At 70.5% G+C, this 21,084-nt stretch carries 25 protein-coding genes and 3 pseudogenes; 13 read left to right on the top strand and 15 right to left on the bottom strand.

Annotated features, from left to right (window positions below; translation table 11 throughout):
• Positions 1 to 227 precede the first annotated feature (227 nt).
• Positions 228 to 806 (bottom strand): TetR/AcrR family transcriptional regulator, encoded by a 579-nt coding sequence (locus tag ACH4J0_RS40925; protein ID WP_030558118.1) that lies wholly within the window; start codon positions 804 to 806, stop codon positions 228 to 230.
• Between the two features lie 65 nt (positions 807 to 871).
• On the opposite strand from ACH4J0_RS40925, the gene ACH4J0_RS40920 reads away from it, so the two are divergent.
• On the top strand, positions 872 to 1,942 hold the full coding sequence (locus ACH4J0_RS40920; RefSeq protein ID WP_396246285.1) for an epoxide hydrolase family protein: 1,071 nt from the start codon (positions 872 to 874) through the stop codon (positions 1,940 to 1,942).
• Positions 1,943 to 2,837: 895 nt separating this feature from the next.
• Here the strand turns inward: ACH4J0_RS40920 and ACH4J0_RS40915 are convergent.
• Positions 2,838 to 3,569 carry an SDR family oxidoreductase gene (locus tag ACH4J0_RS40915; RefSeq protein WP_396246284.1) on the bottom strand — a complete coding sequence of 244 codons (732 nt, stop codon included), beginning with the start codon at positions 3,567 to 3,569 and terminating at the stop codon, positions 2,838 to 2,840.
• A 70-nt stretch (positions 3,570 to 3,639) separates the two neighbouring features.
• Here ACH4J0_RS40915 and ACH4J0_RS40910 point away from each other — a divergent pair, with 70 nt between their 5' ends.
• Complete coding sequence (locus ACH4J0_RS40910; protein ID WP_396246283.1) at positions 3,640 to 4,497, top strand: LysR family transcriptional regulator; 858 nt, start codon at positions 3,640 to 3,642, stop codon at positions 4,495 to 4,497.
• A gap of 297 nt (positions 4,498 to 4,794) precedes the next feature.
• On the opposite strand, the gene ACH4J0_RS40905 is transcribed toward ACH4J0_RS40910, so the two are convergent.
• From ACH4J0_RS40905 to ACH4J0_RS40895, 3 genes are all read right to left on the bottom strand, one after another.
• Positions 4,795 to 5,103 carry a hypothetical protein gene (locus ACH4J0_RS40905; protein ID WP_396246282.1) on the bottom strand — a complete coding sequence of 103 codons (309 nt, stop codon included), beginning with the start codon at positions 5,101 to 5,103 and terminating at the stop codon, positions 4,795 to 4,797.
• A gap of 628 nt (positions 5,104 to 5,731) precedes the next feature.
• Positions 5,732 to 6,088 (bottom strand): hypothetical protein, encoded by a 357-nt coding sequence (locus tag ACH4J0_RS40900; protein ID WP_396246281.1) that lies wholly within the window; start codon positions 6,086 to 6,088, stop codon positions 5,732 to 5,734.
• 83 nt (positions 6,089 to 6,171) lie between these two features.
• Positions 6,172 to 6,420: a hypothetical protein gene (locus tag ACH4J0_RS40895; protein ID WP_396246280.1), complete on the bottom strand. Its 249-nt coding sequence runs from the start codon at positions 6,418 to 6,420 to the stop codon at positions 6,172 to 6,174.
• A gap of 343 nt (positions 6,421 to 6,763) precedes the next feature.
• On the opposite strand from ACH4J0_RS40895, the gene ACH4J0_RS40890 reads away from it, so the two are divergent.
• Both ACH4J0_RS40890 and ACH4J0_RS40885 read left to right on the top strand, forming a co-directional pair.
• Positions 6,764 to 7,549 carry a transposase gene (locus tag ACH4J0_RS40890; protein WP_396246279.1) on the top strand — a complete coding sequence of 262 codons (786 nt, stop codon included), beginning with the start codon at positions 6,764 to 6,766 and terminating at the stop codon, positions 7,547 to 7,549.
• Complete coding sequence (locus ACH4J0_RS40885; protein ID WP_396246278.1) at positions 7,549 to 7,890, top strand: hypothetical protein; 342 nt, start codon at positions 7,549 to 7,551, stop codon at positions 7,888 to 7,890. Before ACH4J0_RS40890 ends, ACH4J0_RS40885 begins: the two co-directional genes overlap by 1 nt.
• Before the next feature lie 90 nt (positions 7,891 to 7,980).
• On the opposite strand, the pseudogene ACH4J0_RS40880 reads toward ACH4J0_RS40885, so the two are convergent.
• Positions 7,981 to 8,109 (bottom strand): annotated as a pseudogene (locus ACH4J0_RS40880) (IS110 family transposase); the annotation flags it as partial.
• A gap of 611 nt (positions 8,110 to 8,720) precedes the next feature.
• On the opposite strand from ACH4J0_RS40880, the gene ACH4J0_RS40875 reads away from it, so the two are divergent.
• Positions 8,721 to 9,509: a hypothetical protein gene (locus tag ACH4J0_RS40875; RefSeq protein ID WP_396246277.1), complete on the top strand. Its 789-nt coding sequence runs from the start codon at positions 8,721 to 8,723 to the stop codon at positions 9,507 to 9,509.
• A 114-nt stretch (positions 9,510 to 9,623) separates the two neighbouring features.
• On the opposite strand, the gene ACH4J0_RS40870 is transcribed toward ACH4J0_RS40875, so the two are convergent.
• Positions 9,624 to 9,764 carry a hypothetical protein gene (locus ACH4J0_RS40870; protein ID WP_396246276.1) on the bottom strand — a complete coding sequence of 47 codons (141 nt, stop codon included), beginning with the start codon at positions 9,762 to 9,764 and terminating at the stop codon, positions 9,624 to 9,626.
• A gap of 39 nt (positions 9,765 to 9,803) precedes the next feature.
• The gene (locus tag ACH4J0_RS40865) at positions 9,804 to 10,886 is read right to left on the bottom strand and encodes an integrase core domain-containing protein (protein WP_396246275.1); all 1,083 of its coding nucleotides are present in this window, start codon (positions 10,884 to 10,886) and stop codon (positions 9,804 to 9,806) included.
• A gap of 48 nt (positions 10,887 to 10,934) precedes the next feature.
• On the opposite strand from ACH4J0_RS40865, the gene ACH4J0_RS40860 reads away from it, so the two are divergent.
• Positions 10,935 to 11,492 (top strand): Ku protein, encoded by a 558-nt coding sequence (locus ACH4J0_RS40860; protein ID WP_396246274.1) that lies wholly within the window; start codon positions 10,935 to 10,937, stop codon positions 11,490 to 11,492.
• Here ACH4J0_RS40860 and ACH4J0_RS40855 read toward each other — a convergent pair whose 3' ends face one another.
• From ACH4J0_RS40855 to ACH4J0_RS40835, 5 genes are all read right to left on the bottom strand, one after another.
• Positions 11,493 to 12,389 (bottom strand): transposase, encoded by an 897-nt coding sequence (locus ACH4J0_RS40855; protein WP_396246273.1) that lies wholly within the window; start codon positions 12,387 to 12,389, stop codon positions 11,493 to 11,495. It abuts the gene before it with no gap.
• Positions 12,390 to 12,643: 254 nt separating this feature from the next.
• Positions 12,644 to 13,492 (bottom strand): helix-turn-helix domain-containing protein, encoded by an 849-nt coding sequence (locus tag ACH4J0_RS40850; RefSeq protein ID WP_396246272.1) that lies wholly within the window; start codon positions 13,490 to 13,492, stop codon positions 12,644 to 12,646.
• 35 nt (positions 13,493 to 13,527) lie between these two features.
• Positions 13,528 to 14,055 (bottom strand): DUF6879 family protein, encoded by a 528-nt coding sequence (locus ACH4J0_RS40845; RefSeq protein ID WP_396246271.1) that lies wholly within the window; start codon positions 14,053 to 14,055, stop codon positions 13,528 to 13,530.
• On the bottom strand, positions 14,009 to 14,290 hold the full coding sequence (locus tag ACH4J0_RS40840) for a hypothetical protein (RefSeq protein WP_230055446.1): 282 nt from the start codon (positions 14,288 to 14,290) through the stop codon (positions 14,009 to 14,011). Before ACH4J0_RS40840 ends, ACH4J0_RS40845 begins: the two co-directional genes overlap by 47 nt.
• 152 nt (positions 14,291 to 14,442) lie before the next feature.
• A complete protein-coding gene (locus ACH4J0_RS40835) occupies positions 14,443 to 14,766 on the bottom strand; it encodes a hypothetical protein (protein WP_396246270.1) in 324 nt (107 codons plus the stop codon).
• A 23-nt stretch (positions 14,767 to 14,789) separates the two neighbouring features.
• On the opposite strand from ACH4J0_RS40835, the pseudogene ACH4J0_RS40830 reads away from it, so the two are divergent.
• The 6 genes and pseudogenes from ACH4J0_RS40830 to ACH4J0_RS40805 form a co-directional block, all read left to right on the top strand.
• Positions 14,790 to 15,272: pseudogene (locus ACH4J0_RS40830) on the top strand (CbrC family protein); the annotation flags it as partial.
• 11 nt (positions 15,273 to 15,283) lie between these two features.
• Positions 15,284 to 16,195: pseudogene (locus ACH4J0_RS40825) on the top strand (IS5 family transposase).
• A gap of 177 nt (positions 16,196 to 16,372) precedes the next feature.
• Positions 16,373 to 16,759 carry a hypothetical protein gene (locus ACH4J0_RS40820; RefSeq protein ID WP_396246269.1) on the top strand — a complete coding sequence of 129 codons (387 nt, stop codon included), beginning with the start codon at positions 16,373 to 16,375 and terminating at the stop codon, positions 16,757 to 16,759.
• 44 nt (positions 16,760 to 16,803) lie between these two features.
• Complete coding sequence (locus ACH4J0_RS40815) at positions 16,804 to 18,492, top strand: alpha/beta hydrolase (protein WP_396246268.1); 1,689 nt, start codon at positions 16,804 to 16,806, stop codon at positions 18,490 to 18,492.
• Entirely contained in the window at positions 18,489 to 19,103 is a 615-nt protein-coding gene (locus ACH4J0_RS40810; protein ID WP_396246267.1) for a hypothetical protein, read from the top strand. Before ACH4J0_RS40815 ends, ACH4J0_RS40810 begins: the two co-directional genes overlap by 4 nt.
• Before the next feature lie 126 nt (positions 19,104 to 19,229).
• Positions 19,230 to 19,709, top strand: a complete 480-nt coding sequence (locus ACH4J0_RS40805; protein ID WP_396246266.1) for a hypothetical protein — start codon at positions 19,230 to 19,232, stop codon at positions 19,707 to 19,709.
• 43 nt (positions 19,710 to 19,752) lie between these two features.
• Here the strand turns inward: ACH4J0_RS40805 and ACH4J0_RS40800 are convergent, their stop codons facing one another.
• The gene (locus tag ACH4J0_RS40800; protein WP_396246265.1) at positions 19,753 to 19,965 is read right to left on the bottom strand and encodes an alpha/beta fold hydrolase; all 213 of its coding nucleotides are present in this window, start codon (positions 19,963 to 19,965) and stop codon (positions 19,753 to 19,755) included.
• A gap of 386 nt (positions 19,966 to 20,351) precedes the next feature.
• Here ACH4J0_RS40800 and ACH4J0_RS40795 point away from each other — a divergent pair, with 386 nt between their 5' ends.
• Entirely contained in the window at positions 20,352 to 20,564 is a 213-nt protein-coding gene (locus tag ACH4J0_RS40795; protein WP_396246264.1) for a hypothetical protein, read from the top strand.
• A 77-nt stretch (positions 20,565 to 20,641) separates the two neighbouring features.
• Here the strand turns inward: ACH4J0_RS40795 and ACH4J0_RS40790 are convergent, their stop codons facing one another.
• Positions 20,642 to 20,872, bottom strand: a complete 231-nt coding sequence (locus ACH4J0_RS40790; protein WP_396246263.1) for a hypothetical protein — start codon at positions 20,870 to 20,872, stop codon at positions 20,642 to 20,644.
• Positions 20,873 to 21,084 lie beyond the last annotated feature (212 nt).

The following is a 21,084-nucleotide window of genomic DNA, read 5'->3' as shown; positions in this document are numbered from 1 at the left end:
TGCTGCCGCTCCAGGACCCGGAACTGCGCCTGCTGGTCTACCGCGCCGCGGACGAGGAGAGCCGCGCGGCCCTGGAGCAGCTGTGCGCCCGGTGACGGTCGACTCTGGGAGCCGGGCCGGGACGCCTGCGGCCATGTGTACGGGGCCGCCGAGCGTGCCCCGCACGCTCGGCGGCGGGGGCGTAGCGACGGGGCAACGGGGCGATGACGCGGGCGGGGCGGGCGGCTCTAGGGTGCGTCGACGAGCCGTTGGATGGTGCCGGCGATCCAGTGTTCCAGTGCCGCGCTGTCGCCGAGGTCGTCACGCAGCACCCGCAGGCGGGCGGAGATGCCGAGGATGAAGGCGTCGATCGCTCGGGCGCGGGCGAGGGCTTCCTCCTCCGTCATCCCGTAGCCGAGCAGTTGTCGGCGCAAGGGCTCAAGTGATTCCCGGTCGAGGAACGTCGCCAGCGCCTCGGCTGCCTCGCCACGTTCGCCGGCGGCGCGCAGCAGGACGAGGAGCGGGTCCTCGCCTTCCATGCCGGTCCACCGGTCGACGATGCCGTGGGCCATCCGCCGTCCCAGGGAGTGCCGCGGGCCGTCGAACATGCGGTCGAGGGCGAGGTGGACTTCGGTGGCGGCAACGAAGAGGCCGTCCTTGCCACCGAAGTAGCGGGTGATCAGGTTCGGAGAGACCTGGGCGGCGGTGGCGATGGCGCGGACCGTCGCGCGAGCGAACCCGGCGCGGGCGAACTCGCGCCGTGCGGCCCCGAGGATCCGTTCACGGGTCCGCGAAGCGTCTTTGGGCTGGGGCGTCGCGGTTTCCATTCCGTCAGGATATCGGCGACCCGAGCATGTGTACCGCGATACACATCATGTGTATGGTTGTACACATGCCTCTTCCATTCACCCCCGTGACCGAGTCCGAGCTGGAGGACCTGCACCGGCGCCTGGCCGCGACTCGAAGGCCGCCCCTCGCCAGCGGGGCTGGCTGGGAGCGGGGCATGGACGCGGACTTCCTCGCCCACCTGCTCGACTCCTGGCGCGAGCGTTACGACTGGCGGACCCACGAGGCCCGCATCCTCTCCCTGCCGTGGGCCCGCGCCGGCCGCGGTGACCGGACACTCCACCTCGTGCACCAGCGCGCCGGTGCCGACGCCCCCGCGGTGGTCCTGCTGCACGGCTGGCCCGACTCGGCGCTCCGCTTCGAGCGGCTGCTCCCCCTGCTCACGGACCTGAACGTCGTCGTCCCCGCCCTCCCGGGCTACCCCTTCTCGAACGGGCCGGCGCGACCCGGGACGACGACCGCCACGATGGCGTCGCTGGTGGCCGACGCGGTCGACGCGCTCGGATACCACCGGTACGTCGTCTCCGGCGGCGATGTCGGCGCGGACGTCGCCGAACAACTCGCCGCGATGCACCCGGACCGGGTCACGGCCCTGCACCTGACGAACATCTCGCCCCTCCACGCGGTCTTCGCCGACCGGTCGTCCCTGGGCGCCGAGGAGCTCGCCTACCTCGACACCGCAGCAGCGTGGCAGCGCGCCGAAGGGGGGTACATCGCCGAGCAGTCCACCAAACCGCACACCCTCGCACCGGCACTGGCGGATTCACCGGCAGGGCTGGCGGCCTGGATCGTCGAGAAGCTGCACAGCTGGTCCCACACCCCCTTCGAGGAGGACGACCTGCTCACCTGGACCAGCGCCTACTGGTTCACGAACACGATCGGAACGTCGTTCGCGCCGTACTCCGAACTCGCGCCCCCGGTACCGTACGTGGCGACGCCGACCGTCGTGAGCGCCTTCGCCCACGACACCAAGCCCGCACCTCGCAGCTTCGTGTCCCGGTTCGTCAACGTGCACGAGTTCGTCGAGCACCAGGACGGCGGTCACTTCGCGGCCTGGGAGCAGCCGCTGCGCTATGTCCAAGACCTCCGCCGGGCCGTCGCACTCGCGAACCAGTAGAGGTTCTCGACGACACTCAGAAGCGCATAGCCGTCCCCCAGGGACACCCCTCCCGAAGCCTTCCAACCCGTTCCCCCGGATCCTGGCCCTTCCAGCCCCACCACCTCGACCAAAACAGGGGCGCGGCCACCCCAGGCCCGGCCCGACACTGGTCCAACCAAGCTCGGCTAAAACCCCTAAAACACCCGAAAAAAACCAGCCCATCTGCGAACAGGTCACGCCCCAGGAGGCAGCGGAGGGGCGGCCGGGCGGCCAGACGGGCGCCTCATGCCGTCCTGAAACGGTCATATCCTCGTTGTCAGTGCAATCTCGTACGCTCCTCGGCGACCTGATCGAAGGGATTGCCATGGAAGACCCGTCAGGCATCACTGCGCTGGCCAAGATCCTTCCTCCAGATCTTGGCACTGACGAGGAGATCGACTGGGCGGCGGCGGAAGCGCGGTGGGGCACGCGGCTCCCGCGGGACTACACGGACTTCATGTCCGTGTACGGCGCCGGCTCCGAACGACATCGAGCTGGTCTTCCTGCCGACCTACGGATCGTGGCTGAACTGGATCGAGTCCGAGTTCGCCGCCCTGCGCTACTTGGTCCTCAACGGCACCGACCACCGCAGCCATGGCGAACGGAACGCCGCCATCGGCGCCTACGTGCGCTGGCGAAATGCCCGCGCCGAGCCGAAGACCAGCTTCGCCCCCGACTCACCCATCCGCACCTGGACCGAGTACCCGGGCCAAGGCTGCCTGACGGTCCGCTACCCTTCCGTCGGCTGTTGCCGGGGCGGTCCGGCGGGTAACCCGGGCGCTGCGGCCCGTCGGGCGCGGGCGCGGTCTCCGGCTCGCCCATCCCGTCCGGGCTGACCCCGACCACCCCGTCCCTCGGTTCCCTGACTGGCAGCTCACCAGGGGACCGGGCCGTGCTCGTCGAAGAAGCCGCCGGTCGGCCCGTCATCGGGCAGCGTGGCGAGCCGGACGACCACGGCCGCGCCGTCGGCCGCGGTGCGGGTGAGGCCGGGGAACGCGGTGGTGAGGTCGGTCGCACACGGCCCCGGATCGGCGGCGTTGACCAGGATGTTGCGGCTGCGCAGTTCCTTGGCGTACTGCACGGTCAGCGAGTTGAGTGCGGTCTTGGACGGGACGTACGCGGCCAACGGGGGCCGGGTTGTGAAGTAGTCGTCGGGATCGGTCATCCGGGCGATGGAGCCCAGTCCACTGCTGACATTGACGATCCGGGCGGCGGGGGAGCGGGCGAGCAGCGGCAGCATCGTGGTGGTCACGCTGATCACGCCGAACACGTTGGTCTCGAACACCTCGCGTACAGCGGACAGTTCGACACTGCCAGGGCTCTGGGCGGCGAGGTCGCCAGAGATGCCGGCGTTGTTGACCAGGATGTCCAGCCGGCCAAAGCGCTCCTCGATCCAGCGGGCGGCGGATAGGACGCTGGCGCGGTCGGTGACGTCCAGGGTGACCGGGTACACCCGCGGGCCCAGGTCGGCTGCGGCTGCCGCACCGCGGTGCGGGTCGCGCGAGGCCAGCAGGACGTTCGTGCCGAGCGAGGCGAGCCGGGCTGCGACCTCGCGCCCGATGCCCTTGTTGGCACCGGTGACCAGGGCAGTCGTGGTTTCTGTCATGCGTTCAGCCCACCACGGGGGCGGCCGGGAGTTCCAACACCGATCAGGTAAGCAGCGATACCGTGCGGGTATGGAAAGTCTGGAGGTCCGCGAGCTCGTCTACTTCACCGCTGTCGCCGAGGAACTGCACTTCGGTCGGGCGGCCGCCCGGCTGGGGATGACCCAACCGCCTCTCTCCCGCGCCATTCAGCAGCTCGAACGACGGCTGGGCGTGGCCCTGTTGGAACGTGGCGGTCGCCGGGTCGCACTGACCGAGGCGGGGGCCGTCCTGCTCCGCGAGAGCCGTACGGTGCTCGACGCCGCGTCGGCCGCGGCGCGCCGCACCCGGCGGGCCGGCCGCGGCGACCCGCGTCTGGTCCTGGTCATCAAGCCGGGCGGCGACGGTGGCCTGCTGCCCGCGATCCTCGACGCCTATCAGACTGAGCCGGGTGCGCTGCCGGTCGAGCTGGTGTGCAGCTTCGGCGAGCGTGAGATCCTCCTGCGGGAGGGCCGTGCCGACGCCGCCCTGCTTCACCGCCCCCACCACGACCTCACCGGCCTGGACACCCAGGACCTCCTGACCGAGACTCAACTTCTCGTGATGCCGAGTTCGCATCGCCTCGCGGGCCGTACCCGGGTCTGCCTGAACGACCTCGCCGGGGAGCCCCTGCCGCGCTGGCCGGGCGCATCTGAGGGTAAATCACACGGACCCGAAATCCACGACCTTGGGCAGCTTCTCCACCTCATCGCCTTGCGCCGCATGGTCGCCGTCCTCCCCTCCTCCATCCGCGACCAGCTCCGCGACGACCTGGTCGCTGTCCCAGTCGATGATGCCGAGCCCACCACTCTCCTCCTCGCCTGGCCCGAGCACGCCACCTCCCCAGCCCTGGCCGCCTTCATCCGCACGGCCGCCGCAGTGGCGGGCAAGACGACGGCCCACGGCGGGTAGAGCGGAGAGACACGCGGGGTGGGAGGCGCCCCCGCCCATGCTCGCAGGCGTGCGAACACTCCAGGATGCCCTCACGGCCACCGTCGACACAGGGCACCGGTTCCTTCCCGTGCTGCGGGCCGGGTGTGGGGCCCCGGCCCGGGAGCGCCTATCCAACGCCCGCCGAAGATCAAGGTCAACACCTCTGGGCGGGCCCGGTCCGTCAGAACGTGCTGCGCCGTACGACGGGCCGCCCGGGCCGCTCCTGCCCAGGGCCGCGCAGCGCAACGGCGGCGGTGCGGGTGCGCTCTAGCCAGCTCACGACCTGGCGCAGCGTGGCGGGGTCGAGGGTGCGGGTGAGGTCGCGGACGGCTTGGTGGTCGTCGTCGGTGAGGGTGTGGAGGCCGGCGCGTTCGAGGGCGGTGTAGAGGGGCTGGGCTGCGGTGCCGGCGAGGCGGCGGTGGGCGGCGTCGGTGGTCTGGCGGGCGCGGTGGGCGGCTTCGGGGCCCGGTCGGCCACGTCCTGGCGGTGGTGCTCGCGGCGCAGCGCGTGCTGCAGGGCGGTGTCGTGGTCGGGGTCGTAGCGTTCGGCGCGGTGGTGGTGGTGTGGTCGTGGACGCGCTGCCACTCGGCACGGATGGTGGCCGCGGTGGTGTAGGCGCTCTCGTGGCCGGCGTCGGCGTGCCGGTCGGCGCAGCCTTCCTCGAACTGGGCCTGTTCCAGGGCGTGCTGGATGTTCTCCAGGGTCATCCCGGCGGCCTGGCGGCGGACCCGGTGGGGGACGTCGCCGAGCAGCGCCTGCTCCTGGCTGTCGGGGTCGTACTCGTCGGGGGTGTGGTCGGGGCAGGCGGGGTGCTGGGCGAGGGCGGTGTGCAGCGTCGCGCCGGCCTCCCACGCCTCGGCGTGCACGACAGGCTCCGGCGGGCCGTCCGGGCCGCTCCGGTGAACGACCCGCCCGTCGACCAGGGCCACCCAGCCGTCCAGGCCGTCGACGTCTCGCTCGGTCCAGCCGCGGGCGAGGCCGGCGCCGTGGTGCAGGGTGCGGATACCGTCGTGGCCACTCCATCGCAGCCACATCGAGCCGCGCACCAGCGGCGAGTCAAGGATTGCCCGGCCCAGGTCCCGGTCCACGGGCGCGGGCCGGCTGCGGCGCGGGGCCAGCTCCAGGTGCTCGGGCGCGGCGGGGTTCGGGTCGGGGCGGGTGATGTCGGTCATCGCGCGAGGCCTCCGGGAGTCGGAGACGGGAATCGGGGTCATCAGCCGGTGGTGGACGGGGCGGCGGGCTCGTCGGCCGCGAGGTAGGCGTCGGTGACCTCGGCCAGGTACTGGGCGAGTTCGTCCGCCCGTGCCCGGTCCGTCGCCGGATCCGCGGCCTGGCTGTACGCGTCGGCAAGGCCCGCGTCGAGGTCGGCGGCGTAGCGCACCAGCGCGTCGTACAGCCGGACGGTGGTCTCCAGGTCCATCCGCACCTGGCCGCGTACCCGCCACAGCCGGAAGGTCTCGGCGATGTGGCGCAGCAGGGCGGTCACGTGGCTGGCGGGCATCATGAGCTCGCCGCCGTCGTGCCGGTAGAACACGAGAGGGAAGCGGTCGTCGTGCCGGTCTTCGTTCACGGTGGGTCGCCTTCGCTCGCGGGTTTCGGTTGCCGGTGAGGGTTTCGGTGGCCGGGTTGCGGGCCTCCTGTGTGGCGGTGCTGCTACTGGTCGGTGGCGCAGTCGTGGTCGGCATCGACGTAGTCGCCGTCGGCGAACTGCGTCTCCAGGGACCAGCCGCAGGCACCACACTCGGCGCGGCCGTCCCAGCCGATCTCGGGTCCGGCGTCCTGGTCGCAGTCGTGGTCGGCATCGACCGTGGTGCCGTCGTCGACGTGCGTATCGCCCGCGTCGCCGCATGAACACGACCACTGCGCGTACCAGGACACCTTCGGCTCTTGGGTGGTGGTCACTCGTCTCCTCCAGGAAACTGCGGGTGGCGGGAAGCGGGACGGGTCAGGCCGTCACGGTCTCGGCGTGGCGGGTGAGCGCGTCCAGGAGTGCGGTCTGCTGCTCGGTCAGCTTCCCGTCGCTACGCGCCTTGTCGATCCTCTTCTGCCGGACGATCACGACCCCGCCTGGCTCCCCGGCCGCAGGCGGCATAACCGCTCCGCCGGCCGGGGGTACCAGGCACCCGAAAAGTGGCTCTTCTGCTCCATCTGTGGGTCGCTTCGGAGAGCCTGACGCAGTGCACGCCGCTCCCTGTGCGGATCTTGAGGTGTTGAGGCCCGAGATCGAGCGCGCAGGAGAAGCGGCGTGCGGTTCACCACGGTATTGAAGCGGTTGGTCGGATGCGAGCAGGCGGTGCCGGAAGACGCCTGGTTCGACGAGGAAGCGCAGGTCATGGTGGTCGCGGTGCGTCCGAGGTCACGGGCGCGTCGCCGCTGCGGGATCTGCCGCGGCCGCTGTCCCCGCTTCGACGCCGGGGCCGGCCGGCGGCGGTGGCGACACTTGGACGCGGCCGGGTTGCCGCTGTTCCTGGAGGCCGAGGCTCCGCGCGTGTGCTGCCCGCGCCACGGGGTGGTGGTGGCCGCGGTGCCCTGGGCCCGACACGACGCCGGACACGCCTACGAGTTCGACCGGCAGGTCGCCTGGCTGGCCACCGAGTGCTCCAAGTCCGCGACCTCGCAGCTGATGCGGATCGCCTGGCGCACCGTCGGCGCGATCCTGACCCGCTACCAGCGCGATGCCGACGCCGGGATCGACCGCCTCGCCGGTCTGCGGCGGATCGGCGTCGACGAGATCTCCTACCGCAAGGGGCAGAAGTACATGACCGTCGTCGTCGACCACGACACCCGGCACGTGGTGTGGATGGCCGACGGCCACGGCAAGGACGTGCTCCGCTCCTTCTTCGACGCCCTGGGTGCCGAGCGCGCCCACCGGCTGACGCACATCAGCGCGGACGGCGCGGAGTGGATCGCCGACGTCGTCGCGGAGCGCCTCCGCCGAGCTCGGGCCGACCGGATCAGCAGCAGCTGGACACGGCCGCAGATGCGGTCTCACACCTCGGCGGCTCCTACCAGGATGTCTTCACTGGCCTGATGGTGGACGTTCCGGGCGGTGGCGTCATCGTCTACCGGAAGCCGGGCGGTGGCGGCTTCGACGCCGCCCTCGCCCACCTGGGTCTGGGCGTGCGCGTGGACCTGCGCGACGCGCCGCGCTCGATCAGCGAGCTGGCCGCCACCCGCAACCGGGTCGCGGCACTGATAGGGCACACGAGCGACTACAGCATCGTCAGTGTGGGCGACGGATCGGCGGTGAGCTTCACCCGCGGCGTGGTGGAGGTCGGCGTCAGCGGAAATCTGGCCAGCGCCCAGGCAGACCTGCGCGGCCGCTTCGGCGACCGGGTCACTGTCTCAGTCGCCCAACCGCTCTACGGCTGACCGGACTCTCCGCCCCGCGTTCGGCTGCCAGAGGACGTTCCTGATTCCCAATCGGTTTGTCAAGAGCGTCGGTGACGCTTGGTGAGCGGGCTATGCCGTAGCGAGGTCGTGCTGGGGTGGCTCGACAGTAAACGTGCGGTGGTCGCGTATGAGGGCCCAGAGGACGTCGAGGCGGCGCCTGGCGAGGGCGAGGACCGCTTGCTTGTGGGACTTCCCCTCGGCCCCACGGGTGTGGCGGGAGACCTGGTTGTGCCGCCACTGCCGCGTCGCGTTCCTCCCCGCCGCAGCAGTGCGCCCCGAGGCCGCCGCCGCGTCCTGCGTACCGATCACGCAGTTCCCGCAGTGGACCGCCGCCCTCGCCCGTCAGGGCGCGGGCCGCCCCGGTCGCCCAGCCGGCCGGTAGTACCCGGACCTCGAGGAGCCGCCTGGGCCGTGGTGGAGATCGCGGGCACGTCGGCGGGCCGTGCGGAGCGGTGGGCGGTATGGAAGGTGACGGCGGGTGCGGTGGGGCCCGCTTCGCCGGGCCGGGTCGAAGGCGGGTGCGGTACTGTCGTGGCAGGGCCGGGAAGAAGGGGATCCCGGGCGGGCGTGCACACTATCGGGCGCCACGTCCACGGGGGACGGTCGACCGCGGCACCGAACGCCTTCCCCCCGCCCCGGCACACCTGCGCCGGGCGCTCCACGGGGACGTGTGTACTATCCTCCGACGCGCCCAATGCCCAACAGTGTCACGGTCGCTCGCCGGAGGGCGGGCCACCGCGAAAGCGCTGGAACTGTGGTGACATCGGGTCGAACAGGACAGGCCGTGCCGTCGAACGTGGAGTGGTCGAATGCCATCACCGGGGCACCGCAAGGCCCTCCTCGTCGTGGGCGCCGTCGTCGCCCTGGCTGCTCTGTCCGCAGTGGTGCGCTATGCGGACCGCGAGCCCAGAGCTGACGCGGGGCTGTTCAGCCAGGTGCTCCTCAGCACCGACGGCCGCACCCTCACAACACCGGTCATGTGGGCACCGTGCCAGGAGGCCGAACCGCGGCTGTTTGCGCGCGAGACGCCGCAGACGGTCGCCGCGGATCTGAAGACCGGGCGCACCGTGGACCAGACCCACGAGTGCCCCTCAGCCGGCCGTCTGGTCAGTCTCACACTCCGCGCCCCTCTGGGGACCAGACAGCTGTCGGAGGCCAACACGGGAAAGCCCTTCGTCCCGTTCCCCGCCGCCCGGCTCGCCGACGTCGGCTACCTCCCCCCGGGCTTCACCGCGATATCGGACGTCCCACAGGTCTTCGGCTCCGTGGCCGGACCCTGGACTCCCAATCCGTACAACCGCAGCGACACCGTGCCCTCCTGGACCCGCTACTACGCGACCGTCGGCAAACCCGCGCTGAGCATCACCCAAAACCTCCCCGCAGCCGGCACCCACGACCCGGCACCGGGCACCCATGCCGGTCCACCGATGTCCGTCAACGGCCACAGCGCATCCCTCGTGTGCGACACGGATTCCGAACGCGCCCTCACCTGGTCCGACGGCGTCAGCACCTTCACCGTGGTCAGCATCGACCCGCACCACGCGGCGCTCTCGCCCTCCGAGCTCCTCCGGGTGGCCAACGGCCTGCGGAACCCCTGAAAGGCACGAACAGCACGCATCCGTTCTCTGCCTCGGCACCGCGAGCAACGGCGGCCCCGTGCCCCATCACGGATTCGAGGCCGTCCAGGCGCTGCGCGAGCCCGCCCAGGTGCGTTACTTCTCCCAGGGGACGGCGCGGGCGAAGACCTCGTTGACCTGGGCTGCGACGTCCTGGCGGATCGTGGCGAGGGAGACGGCGGCCATCACGGCGAAGGTCCAGCGCAGGCTCGTGGCCATCCCGGGGCTGTCCGCCATGAGCGGGACCTGTGGGGCTCGGAAAGTCGTCGCTGCTGGTCAAGCTGCGTACCGGTACTCATTGATGACGCCGCCGAGGACGCGGGTACGCACGATTCTGCGGCTTTCGAGGCCGTGAGCGATGGTTGGCTGCTGATCGGCGCCGGGTGGTATCTGGTTGCGGGCACGGTGGCGGTGCTCGTTGTAGTGCCGCTGGTAGGCGGCCAGGACCTGCCGGGCGTGGGCCTCGTTCATGATGAGGACGTGGTCCAGGGCCTCACGGCGGATACTGCCGATCACTCGCTCGCAGTGGGCGTTCATCCGGGGAGCCTGGGGCGCGCTCTTCAGGATCTCCATCTCCTCGGCCTCGAAGACGGCATCGAACGACTGCCCGTACTTGCCGTCCCGGTCACGCAGCAGGAAGCGCAGGGAGTCCATGCGCCTGCCGAGGTTGGTGGCTGTGTTTCGGGCCTGCTGCACCGCCCACTCCCGGGTGGGGTGGGCGGTGACGCCGGCGATGTGCAGGCGACGGGTACCGTGCTCGAGGAACGCCAGTGCGTACAGGCGCCTGCCGAGCACCGTATCGAGATGGAAGAAGTCGACGGCGATGATGCCCTCGGCCTGGGCCGTGAGGAACTCGCGCCAGGTCGGGCCGGTACGTCGCGGAGCTGGGTCGATGCCCGCCGCGTTGAGGATTCCCCACACCGTGGACGCGGCGACCGGGTGCCCGAGGCGAGCGAGCTCACCCTGGATCCGCCTGTGCCCCCACCCCGCATTGTCCCGAGCCAGGCGTAGCACGAGGTTCTTGAGCGCCGCTCTGGTCGGCGGCCGCCCAGTGCGGGTGCGCCGTGTGGTGTAGTCCCACTTCGCCTCGATGAGCCGGCGATGCCAGGCCAGCAACGTGCCGGGCCTGACCGGGAAGACCGCCCGCCAGCGGTGACGGGGTATCAGGCTGGACAGCGCCGCCAACCAGAACCGATCCTCCGGGTCATAGCGGACCGGGCCGGCGAGGTGGCGACGCAGCACCGTGTTCTCGTGCCTGAGCACGAGCAGTTCCGCGTCCTTGGCTGTGTCGCGGCGAAGCAGCACCTCAGGGATGGAGAGCAGCTTGCGTGCCACCTTGTACAGCATCGAAACGATCACGCGAACATCGTGCCAGCCCAGGCCATACCACCCCTGTCACCTGCAGCAATGACTTTTCGAGCCCGACAGGCTGCCGCCCGCCCGTACGCACTGCTGCGCCAGGCGATGGCAGAGGCCGGCCAGGTCGCCGTCGCCAGAGTGGCCCTGCGCACCCGCGAGTCGCTGGCGGTGATCCGGGTGCGCGACGACACCCTGCTGCTCCACAGCCTCCTGTGGCCCGATGAGATCCGCTCCCCGGCCGGCATCGCTCCCGAAGGCATTGCGCTGCGCCCCGAGGAGGTCCGGCTCGCCCGCACCCTGATGGACGCCATCACCGCCGACTTCCACATCGAGGACGAGGCGGACCAGTACAACCACGCCCTGGAGGAAGTCGTCCGGGCCCGGCTCGCCGGCATCGAGCCGCCCCACGCCCCCAAGTCCCGCGTGCTACCGCCCGGCGGCACCGTCACCGACCTCATGGCCGTCCTGGAATCCGCACTCGCCGACGCCCGGGAGCAGCACCCCAAGGCCGGCGGCGGCGTGAAGAACGTCAGCAGCACCGCTAAGGCTGGCAAGAAGACCGCAGCGCGCGGTAGCACGACTCTGTTGCTTAATTCGGGTTGGTGATCAAGCTGCGAGTTGGTGAGCGAGTCGTGTGAGTCGGCTGGTCCGCGGGCGTCGGGCCTGGTCGGTCCAGTGGGCGTCGAGCCGGATGACGTTGATCGCGGTGGCGGAGTAGGCGTGTTGCAGGCTGACCTTGGGCAGGCCGCGGTAGCGGGCCCGGCGCAACCCGGTGGCGTCGAGGGCCTGGTTGATCGTGCCCTCGATCCCGGCGCGGAGGGCGTACTTGGCCTGCCAGGTGTCGGTCTTCTGCTCGGCGCGGGCGGCGGCGACAGTCTCGTGCAGCTCGCGGGGTCGCAGGGTGAGCATGCGGTTGCCGCGCGCGGCGGTGGTGCACTTGCGGCGGGAAGGGCAGGGGCTGCAGTCAGCTCGGGCGAACTCGATCACGATGGCGTCGTGGCCGTGCTGCTGGACGGGATACCAGCCGGTGCTGGTACGGCTTTCAGGGCAGCGGACCTGACGAGCTGTCCAGTCGATGCGGAAGGCGCTCTTGTCGAAGCCTTCGGCGGCCCGGGCCTGCGCGGAGTGGTCGGCCAGCAGCGGTGTGATCATGGTGATGCCCTCGCCTGCGGCGGCGGTGACCAGCTCGGCGCAGGGGTAGCCGGAGTCGATCAAGCAGGGCAGGCTGCGGGAGCCGTCGCGGACGCTGATCCGCACGCACCGCTCGGTGATGCGCTCGCCCGTGACCGTCATCTTCCGTCGGCAGCCGGTCTTCGCCGCGTTGCCCGCCAGCTCGCTGACGATGAGTTCGCCGACCTCGACCAGGTCGTCCCGCCCCCACGCGCGCAGCGTGGTGCGCACCAGGCGCCGGGCCGCCGATGCGGACTGCGGCTCGTACGGCAGCAGCGCCCTGGCGGAGTCGGCAGCCGGGGGAAGCGTCGGGGTCTCGATGGTCGTGGTCACCGGGGCCATCGCACGCGCCGACGCTGCCCAAGCACGGCCGTGGCCGATGGGCGGGGTATGCGGTGCGCGGCCACGGCGGTTCTCCGCTCTCTCGTCGGCGGTGACGGCTGCGCCCACCCGACGGGGGCGGGCGGGCGCAGCGGCTCCGGCTCGCCCGCCGGGGCCGGGTGTCCGGTCCATCACGGCGGGCGACGGTTCGACGGTAGGGAGTGCGAGGCCGGGCCCTCAACGAGGTTGCGCCTTCTTGCGCGAGGTCACCCGAGCGTGGCTATTGCCGATGTGATCAGCTGACGGGCGATGGCTCCGTGGACGGCCATGGACGCCAGGTCGGTGAAAGTGCGTACGTAGTCGGCGATCTCGCGTGGCTGGGTGATCCGCAGGTAGCCGGAGGTCAGCTCGACAGCCACCTCGGCCTCGTCGAACAGGTAGAAGTCCTCGACCGGCAGGTGCGGGCGGTCGGGCCGGGTCGGGATGACGCCGACGCTGACGAACGGGCTGGCCGAGACGGCGAGTAGGTGGCCGAGCTGGGCCGCCATCGTCTCCGGGTCGCACACCGCAGCGCGCAGCACCCACTCCTCGATGAGCAGGCCGAAGCGGTGCCGGCCGGAGAACAGCATCCGCTGGCGCTCCAGTCGGGCTTCCACGGCGTCGGCGACGTCGGCGACTTCGACGCGGGCGCGCTGGATCGAGCGCAGCACGGCGGTGGTGTACTCGGGGGTCTGCACCATGCCCGGCATGACACGGCTGGCGTAGACGCGGAAGTGGCCGGTGCGGCGGTAGAGGGCGGCGACCGACTCCTGGGCGGCGCGCAGCCCGGTGCGTTCCATGCGGCGCCACTCGGTGTACATGGAGTCGACGGCGCGGGCGGCGGCGATGAGGTCGGGGACCTGGTCGTCGGCGCCGCAGGCGGTGCACCAGGCGCGTAGGTCGTCCTCGGAGGGGGCGGACTTGCCGCTCTGGATCCGGGAGGTCTTGGCCGGGTGCCACCCGCAGCGGGCAGACAGCTCGTCGCCGGTCAGGCCTGCGTCCTTGCGCAGGCCGACCAGGCGGTTGGCGAGCGCCTTGCGGGCCTCGCTGACGCTGGACGAGGGGGACGACGACATGGTGCTGGCTGCCCGGCGGGTGGTGGACGGATTGGTCAGACGGTGTAGTGGGCGTGCGGGACGGCCCGTTCCCAGACCGCCTCGAAGGCGCCGGTCACCATCTTCACCACGGCCGGGTCCTCGGTGGTCTCGTGGCCGGCCCACTCGCCGTCACCGGTGAACCAGTGGAAGAGGACCAGGCGCTCGTCCACCAGCCACAGGTCATTGCCCGGCAGCGCGAGGTCGGAGGCCTTCGACCGGGGCAGCCAACGGACCTGCTCGCCGAGCGCGACGTTGTGCCGCTCGGTGATCGCGTGCTCCCACCGGATGTAGGCGGTTACCGGCTCCGAAACGATCCGGGCCCGGCGCATCACCACGCCGCGGCCGACCGTCTCCCGCACCAAGGCGGCCCAGGCGGTGTACTCCTGCGGCAGGTCGTACGCCTCGGGTCGGTCGACCGGAAGGCCGGCGCGCCAGTCGGCGAAGACGGGGTCGTCCATGTAGGAGTCGCGCATCTCCAGGTGGCAGGCGGAGCGCTCAGCGCTCCTCAGCAGGGCGCCAAAGTCCGGCACGCTCGGCTTCATCGCACACCTTCCGCAGAAACGGGATCATCCGGACCGGGATCCGGACGACGCCCTCGTGGTCCGGGACGCCGATGGGGTGGCCCTCCACCCACTCGGTCTCGCTGATCACGCGGTACATCTCCATCTCGGGCAGCCAGCCCTGGATGACGATCTCCGCCTTCTCGTCCTCCAACCACACGGTCGGAGAGCCGCCGTTGGGCGTGTCCGGGTCGATGCCCCTGAACCGTAGTGCCATGACCGCTCCTTGTGCCAAGCCGGTTGCGGATCCTTGCGCTCCACCGTTCCGTTCGGCTGACTTACCGTCAAGAGCGCGCGGGCGCAGCCGTGCGGCACGCACCGGCCGAGGCGGGCCCAAGGGGAGCCTGCCGCCTCGGGCCAGGTGCGCGGTCAGGCGGTGCGGAGCTTCCCGTCGGCGATCAGGCCGCCGATGTAGCCGGGCCAGTCCCGCTCCAGGGTCTGCTGCATGAACGCGCGGGCCTTCTCCCGGACCTCGGGGGTGACCTGCTCGACCGTGCCGTCGCCGAAGTACAGCTTCATCCCCTGGCGGCTGGAGTCGGCCAGGATCGCGTGGTGGTACTGGCTGAGGGTCAGGTAGAGCGCGGGCGAGGGGGCGTCCTCCAGCTGGCGCAGGCCGCCCTCCCAATCGGTGCCTCGCTGTCCCCAGTCGCTGCCGTGCCCGTCCAGCCACAGGGTCAGGTCGCTGAAGAACACCAGGCGCCGGCGAGCGCGCCACGGGCTGGATCTACACCGCGACCTTCTACACGGCCCAGGACGTCAGCGGGCGATTCTGCCCCTGGTGCATCGCCGACGGCAGCGCCGCCGAACGATTCGAAGGTGACTTCACCGACTCATACGGACTCGACGGCGTCAGCGAGGAGACCCTGGAGCACGTCACCCGCCGCACCCCGGGCTTCCACGCCTGGCAGGACCCGCACTGGCTCGTCCACTGCAACGACGCGGCCGCCTTCATCGGCGAGGTCGGATACGCCGAACTCGCCGCCCACCCCGGGGCGCTCGACCAGCTTAGAAGTGCAGCACGGCAGGGCGGCTTCTTAGCCCGGGAGCGGAAGGGCGCTCTGAGCCCTCAGCCTGTCCGAGCCCTGGAATCAGATGACCGCAGCTGCCCTCGTCTTCGACAATGGCGCATGTTGTTCGCTCTGAGACTCCGAAGATCACACAGTCGGGCAGCGTGTTCGCGGGCCTTAAGGCCTGTCTGATAATTGATCTTGTGGCAGGTCGAGGAGAGCTGACGGACGCGGCGTGGGAGCGGATAGAGCCCCTGTTGCCGCAGGTGGACGGACCCGGTCGTCCGTGGCGTGATCACCGGCAAGTGATCAACGGTGTGTTGTGGCGGCTGCGGACCGGGGCGCCGTGGCGTGATCTCCCTGAGCGGTATGGGCCGTGGCAGACGGTCTACGAGCGGTTCGCCCGCTGGGAGGCGGACGGCACGTTGGGGCGGCTGCTCGAACACATTCAGGTCCGTGAAGACGCGGTGGGTCGGGTGGAGTGGACCATCGCCGTCGACTCCACGGTCAACCGGGCCCACCAGCATGCCGCGGGTGCCCGCAAAAGGGGGCCGCAGACAGGGACGAACTGGAAGATCCGGGCCGCTCGCAGACGCGCCAGGCCCTGGGCCGATCCCGGGGAGGGCTGACCACCAAGGTCCATCTCGCCGTCGACGGCCGGGGCCTGCCGCTGTCGATCGTGCTCACCCCGGGCAACGTCAACGACGCCACCGCGTTCGGCCAGGTCCTCGACGGGATCCGCGTCCCGCGTTCGGGCCCGGGTCGACCGCGCACGACGCCGTTGCGGGTGCTGGGCGACAAGGCCTATTCCAGCCGGGCGATCCGCCACCTGCTGCGGCGCCGGGGCATCGCCGTCACGATCCCCGAACGCCGCGACCAGGCCGGCAACCGCCGACGCCGACGGCGTCTCGGCGGCCGACCGCCCGTCTTCGACAAGGAGATCTACCGCGACCGCAACGTGGTCGAACGATGCTTCGCCCGCCTCAAGCAGTTCCGTGCGATCGCGACCGGGTTCGACAAGCTCGCCGACCGCTACCGCGCCGGATTCGTCCTGGCCTCGCTGATCCTCTGGCTCCGCGAACCGGCCAGGTGATCATTTGTCAGACAGGCCTTAGCAGCCAGGTCCGGGAGTTGTGGTCATCCCGGACGGCCTCATGGACGAGCCAAGTCTGCTAGATTCACCGTGCGCGAATAAACGGTCACGTGTGCGAGTGGTACGCACGAAGCGCCCCTCGCGGCCGAAGCGGTTCGTGAGCGCGGCGTGGGTCGGCTGGCAGGGGGGACGGACATCCATGAACGCGTACGCAGGCTCGGGCGGGCCTTATGCCATCCCGCCGTCCACGTCATCGGCCGGGCCGTCCTTTGGGGTCGACCCGGCAGACTTGGACACGGCTGCCAAGGCGGCGAAGGACACCGGCGAGGCGATGCCGAATGAGCTCAAGGTCATTCACGAGCCCTCGGACACGGTGGTCGCCGCTATGTCGGGCTGGCGGGTCGGAGCGTCGCTGAAGAGTTGCACGGCCGCGTGGGAGGAGTGCCTGAAGAGCCTGGCCACGGAGATCGACAATGTCAGCATCAAGCTGAGTCAGACGGCGACCGACTATCGCAACGCTGACAAGAGCAGCGCCGTCAGCCTCGCCCCCTACGGCGCAGGCGGCTCTCCGCAGGCGGGGAGCTGATGGTCACTCTCGCTCAGCTACGCGACATCAACCTGTCCGGCCTCGTGCCGGCGGCCACCGCGTACGACACCCTCTCCGTCAACTTCAACAAGCACGTCCAGACGATGCATCACGAGGTCGTCCGGCACATTTACAGCGCGAGCTGGGTCGGTAACGCCGCCGGTGCTGCCAATGCTTCCCTGCAACGCACCAGCGAGCGCCTGAACGCGGCGCACACTGAGATGTCGGCGGTTTCCGGGCTGCTGCGCGAGGCTTACGACAGCTTGCTGCTGGCCCAGCTCAAGCTGAAGGAGGCACTGCAGGACGCTCAGAACCTGGGACTGACCGTCGCCGACAGCGGGACGGTGACCTGGCCCGCGCCATCCAAGGCTGAGCAGAACGACCCGGGTTACAACATCCCCGAACAGGCGAAAGCGCTTGCGAACCGGATATCCGGCGCCGTCACCGAGGCCGACAACGCCGACCAGAAGGTCGCAGCGCTCTTGGACGCCCTGACCGAACGCGCTCGCAACGGCTCCGGGCTGGAGACCGACAAGGCCGCTGCCGACCTGAAGGCCGTCACCCAGCAGGGTGTCGACCTGATGTCAGCCGGGTTTCCGCCCGCCGGTACGCCGGCCACCGAGGTCAACGCCTGGTGGAAGAGCCTGCCCCCGGACGAGCAGCAGCGCTTCATCCAGACGTTTCCGGACCTGCTCGGAATGCGCGACGGCATTCCGGCGGAAGCCCGGAACCAGGCCAACCGCCTCCAGCTGACCCACCTGCTCGACGTCTACGCGCACAAGCCCAACTTGACGGACGACGAGAAGCAGAAGCTGGACGGCTTCCGCGCGATCGATGCCAAGCTGAAGGGGTACGGGGACCAGAAGCCGCCGATCTTCCTGCTCGGCGTCAGCGAGGAGGGGCAGGGCCGCGGCATCCTGTCCTACGGCAACCCGGACACCGCGAAGAACGTCAGCGCGTACGTGCCCGGGCTGGGCACCAAGCTTTCCGACGTCGCCAACAAGGACGGCGACCGTGCCCGGAACGTATGGCAGGCAACGCAGAACGCCGACCCCACTGCCTCGGCCGCTTCCATGGTCTGGCTCGGCTACGATCCACCGCCGGGTCTGGACAAGCTCGCCGACGGTGACACCCGGACGCTGGACGTGACGGACACCGACCGCGCCGTCAAGGGCGGCGCCGCCTACGACAAGTTCATGGCGGGCCTGCGCGCCACCCACGACGGGCCGCCCGCACACCTGGTCGCCCTGGCCCACAGCTACGGCTCCACCACGGTGGGCATGGGCGCGCAGATGCCCGGCGGCACCGGTGCCGACGACATTGTCCTCGTCGGTTCCCCTGGCACCGGCGCGCAGAAGGCCTCGCAACTGAACATCGACCCCAGTCACGTGTGGGTCGGCGACGCGGAGAGCGACCCCGTCAGCCATCTGCCGTCCGCGCCCCGTGCCGCCATGGGCGCCCTGGACCCCGTCCTTGGAGGTCTCGGCAGCGACCTTTACACGGCCGCCGGTGGCCAGCCCAACCAGCTCTGGTTCGGCCAGGACCCGGCCAGCAAGGAGTTCGGCGCCAACCGCTTCGCCGTCCCGTTCGGACTGCCCCAGGAGTCCCACTCCAACTACATGGAGAAACCCGACCTGAAGGCTGGCCCGAACGACAACGCGATCTCGTCCAACAACATCGGCCAGATCGTGGCCGGCAGGTACAACCACGTCACCAGGCAGGACCAGCGATGATCGCATTTCCGAGCAACCCGCTGCCACGGCGCCTGGCCGCAGTCACCGCGCCTGTGGCGCTCGCGTTCGCCCTGACGGCCTGCAGCGCCGTCCGCGACGTTGTCAGTCCCTCGCCCTCCACCTCATTGGTGCCACCCGAGCAGGCCCTGCTCCGCCTCAACTCCCTCCTCGACGACTCGCTCGCCCAGGTCCGGCCCCGCCCGCAGTACTGGGACGCCTGGCCTCACTCCACCGAACAGAGCGGCGGGATCGACGATCACTCCCTGGGCTACGCCACCGCCACCCGAAACCGCTACGTCATGACCAAGATCGCCGCGGCCAAGTACCCCACCCTGCTAGGCATGGTCGAGCAGGGCTGGAAGGCCAAGGGCTACACGGTCGCCACCCCCGCCGGCTCCACCCTGCCTTCCTTGACCGCCCGAACCCCGGACGGCAACAGCGTCACCATCACCATCTACGAGTTCGGCAACATCGACATCAGCGCGGCCGTCTCCCATATTCCCGTCATCCGCGACCGCGATCCGTTCGGCACTCCCACGCCCGACCCCGTCATGGCCAACGGCAACCTCGACATCATTCCCAAATACGACGACCCGTTCTGGTCGAACTGATCGCCCAGCAGCTCCGCTAACCCGCCCCCGGGGCAGGCCCGCCGCACGGCGGGCCTGCCCCGGCCTGCCGGACCGTCGGTTGTCCCCTCCGAAGCCCTGCTCCCCACCTTTCTCCAAAGGCTCCGTATGACCCCCGAACAGGCTGTCCAGGTACTCGACGCGCTCCTCGACGGGACGATGGCCGCGATCCGTCCCCGCCTGCGTTACTGGGATGGCTGGCCGCGCTCCGTCGAGCAGACCGCAGGCCCCGACGACCGATCCCTGGGCTACGCCATTGCGACCCGAGACCGCTACGTCATGACCAAGATCGCCCCAACCAAACACGGCGCACTGCTAGGCATCACCGAACGCGGCTGGGAGGCCCGCGGGTACACGATCACCTCTGTCAACCCCAGGCAGCCGGCCATGTTCGCCACCACCGGTGCCGGGTACGGCGTATGCGTGCTCTTCGGTGCTGCCGGCAACGTCACCTTCCAGGCGGCCGTCGGCCCCATCCCGGTCATCCGCGACCGTGACCCCTTCGGCACCTACATACCCGAGCCGACCCTGGCCAACGGCAACCTTGACATCATCCCCCGGTACGACGACCCATTCTGGTCGTACTGAAAGCCCACCGTGTCCAGGTCGGTGGGGGTGGGGGCGGGGGCGGTCAGGAGAGGTGGGCGAGGAGCAGGTCGGTGAGCCGATCGGGGGTGCGCAGCGGGAGGTAGTGGTCGGCGTCTGGGACGAGGTGGCCGTGGGCGCCGGGAATGTCGGCGGCGAGCCGGTGGGCGATCGCGGCGATCTCCGGGTGGTCCCGGTGGCCGTGGACGACCAGGGTGGGGGCGGTGATCAACTCCAGGTGCGACTCCGCAGCCCGCACCGGGGCGCCCGCGAGGATCGCGGCGGTTGGTGCCGGACAACCTGCGCACGGCGGTGGACCGGCCGGACCTTTACGATCCGAAGATCCGCCCAGCCGGTGGCGCTGTCAGCCAGTTCGAGGCGCCCGGGGTACTGGTGAACCCTGCCGGTGTCCCGCCGGCCGGGTTGCTCTACAGCTTGCCGTACGAGGTGCCCTACGAATTGCCTCACGCCTTGCCGTACGAGTGGCCCTACGACTTGCCTCGCCCGCTGGTGCCCCGCTGGGAAACACCGCAGGTCAGTGCTGGTGGTCAAGGGGGGTGTGAGTCCGCCGACTTCTTCCCTGTGGACCCTTCGGGGGTTCAGGGACTCCCACCGGTCACCCCTTTGACTGCCAGACTGGCGATCATGACGAACTCCGAGCGGCGTCCTCTGTGGCGTCCCTTCTCCGAGTCCCCCGCCGACCCGGCCGCCGTCCAGGCGTCCCCCGCGGCACGGCTCACCGCGGTGGAGCGGGCCCCCTTCCTCGAACCCGTAGAGGCTCCGGCCCCGCGGGCTGTCCCCGGCACCCGCCGCCCGCTGGGGCCCGGCGGCCTGGCCACCCCGGCCGCCGACAGCTGACTACCCACCACGAAGGCGCCGGCCGGGACAGCGAACTGTCCCGGCCGGCGCCTTCGTCACGCCTTCCCGCTCAGGGGTCAACAGTCCATCCGGGGGCCGGTGTAGTCGTCCCTGTAGGCGTCGGCGGCCAGCTCGTCCGGGTCCTGGCGGCCGACGAACGGCGCCGCGGCCGCAGGCCGGGCCGGGCCCTTGCTGAGGCACCGCTCCCGGTTGCTCCTGCGGCGCTGCACCTCGTCCCACCGCTCCGGCAGGTCGTGCCGGGCGTCGCAGGCGACGCCGCCGCAGTGGCCCCCTTGGGGGCTGCTCATGGATCGCACCTCTGTGGTGGAGGCTGAATGCCTGTTTCCAAGCCTTCGGGCGGCAGTGTTAGGGCCTGTTCCGAGTTCAGATCATGGGTTTGTTGATTCTCCTGCCCGGGACGGCCGTGGCCTGGTAGAAGTCGCGGGTGACGCGTGGTGATCTAAGCGATGCCGAGTGGGAGTTGGTGGAACCGTTCCTGCCGGTGGGCGAGCGTGGGCCG

It is taken from the genome of Kitasatospora sp. NPDC017646 (genome assembly GCF_044329365.1).
Taxonomy (GTDB): domain Bacteria; phylum Actinomycetota; class Actinomycetes; order Streptomycetales; family Streptomycetaceae; genus Kitasatospora.
This window is presented reverse-complemented; position numbering and strand designations above follow the sequence as displayed.

Bases quoted from the DNA above. Each gene is read 5' to 3' on its own strand.
- ACH4J0_RS40910 (WP_396246283.1), top strand. From the start codon at position 3,640: ATGGAAAGTCTGGAGGTCCGCGAGCTCGTCTACTTCACCGCTGTCGCC.
- ACH4J0_RS40925 (WP_030558118.1), bottom strand. From the start codon at position 806: ATGGAAACCGCGACGCCCCAGCCCAAAGACGCTTCGCGGACCCGTGAA.
- ACH4J0_RS40840 (WP_230055446.1), bottom strand. From the start codon at position 14,290: ATGGCACTACGGTTCAGGGGCATCGACCCGGACACGCCCAACGGCGGC.
- ACH4J0_RS40860 (WP_396246274.1), top strand. From the start codon at position 10,935: ATGACTTTTCGAGCCCGACAGGCTGCCGCCCGCCCGTACGCACTGCTG.
- ACH4J0_RS40875 (WP_396246277.1), top strand. From the start codon at position 8,721: ATGCCATCACCGGGGCACCGCAAGGCCCTCCTCGTCGTGGGCGCCGTC.
- ACH4J0_RS40790 (WP_396246263.1), bottom strand. From the start codon at position 20,872: ATGAGCAGCCCCCAAGGGGGCCACTGCGGCGGCGTCGCCTGCGACGCC.
- ACH4J0_RS40850 (WP_396246272.1), bottom strand. From the start codon at position 13,492: ATGTCGTCGTCCCCCTCGTCCAGCGTCAGCGAGGCCCGCAAGGCGCTC.
- ACH4J0_RS40820 (WP_396246269.1), top strand. From the start codon at position 16,373: ATGAACGCGTACGCAGGCTCGGGCGGGCCTTATGCCATCCCGCCGTCC.
- ACH4J0_RS40870 (WP_396246276.1), bottom strand. From the start codon at position 9,764: ATGGCGGACAGCCCCGGGATGGCCACGAGCCTGCGCTGGACCTTCGCC.
- ACH4J0_RS40885 (WP_396246278.1), top strand. From the start codon at position 7,549: ATGGTGGACGTTCCGGGCGGTGGCGTCATCGTCTACCGGAAGCCGGGC.
- ACH4J0_RS40805 (WP_396246266.1), top strand. From the start codon at position 19,230: ATGACCCCCGAACAGGCTGTCCAGGTACTCGACGCGCTCCTCGACGGG.
- ACH4J0_RS40845 (WP_396246271.1), bottom strand. From the start codon at position 14,055: ATGAAGCCGAGCGTGCCGGACTTTGGCGCCCTGCTGAGGAGCGCTGAG.
- ACH4J0_RS40920 (WP_396246285.1), top strand. From the start codon at position 872: ATGCCTCTTCCATTCACCCCCGTGACCGAGTCCGAGCTGGAGGACCTG.
- ACH4J0_RS40810 (WP_396246267.1), top strand. From the start codon at position 18,489: ATGATCGCATTTCCGAGCAACCCGCTGCCACGGCGCCTGGCCGCAGTC.
- ACH4J0_RS40915 (WP_396246284.1), bottom strand. From the start codon at position 3,569: ATGACAGAAACCACGACTGCCCTGGTCACCGGTGCCAACAAGGGCATC.
- ACH4J0_RS40795 (WP_396246264.1), top strand. From the start codon at position 20,352: ATGACGAACTCCGAGCGGCGTCCTCTGTGGCGTCCCTTCTCCGAGTCC.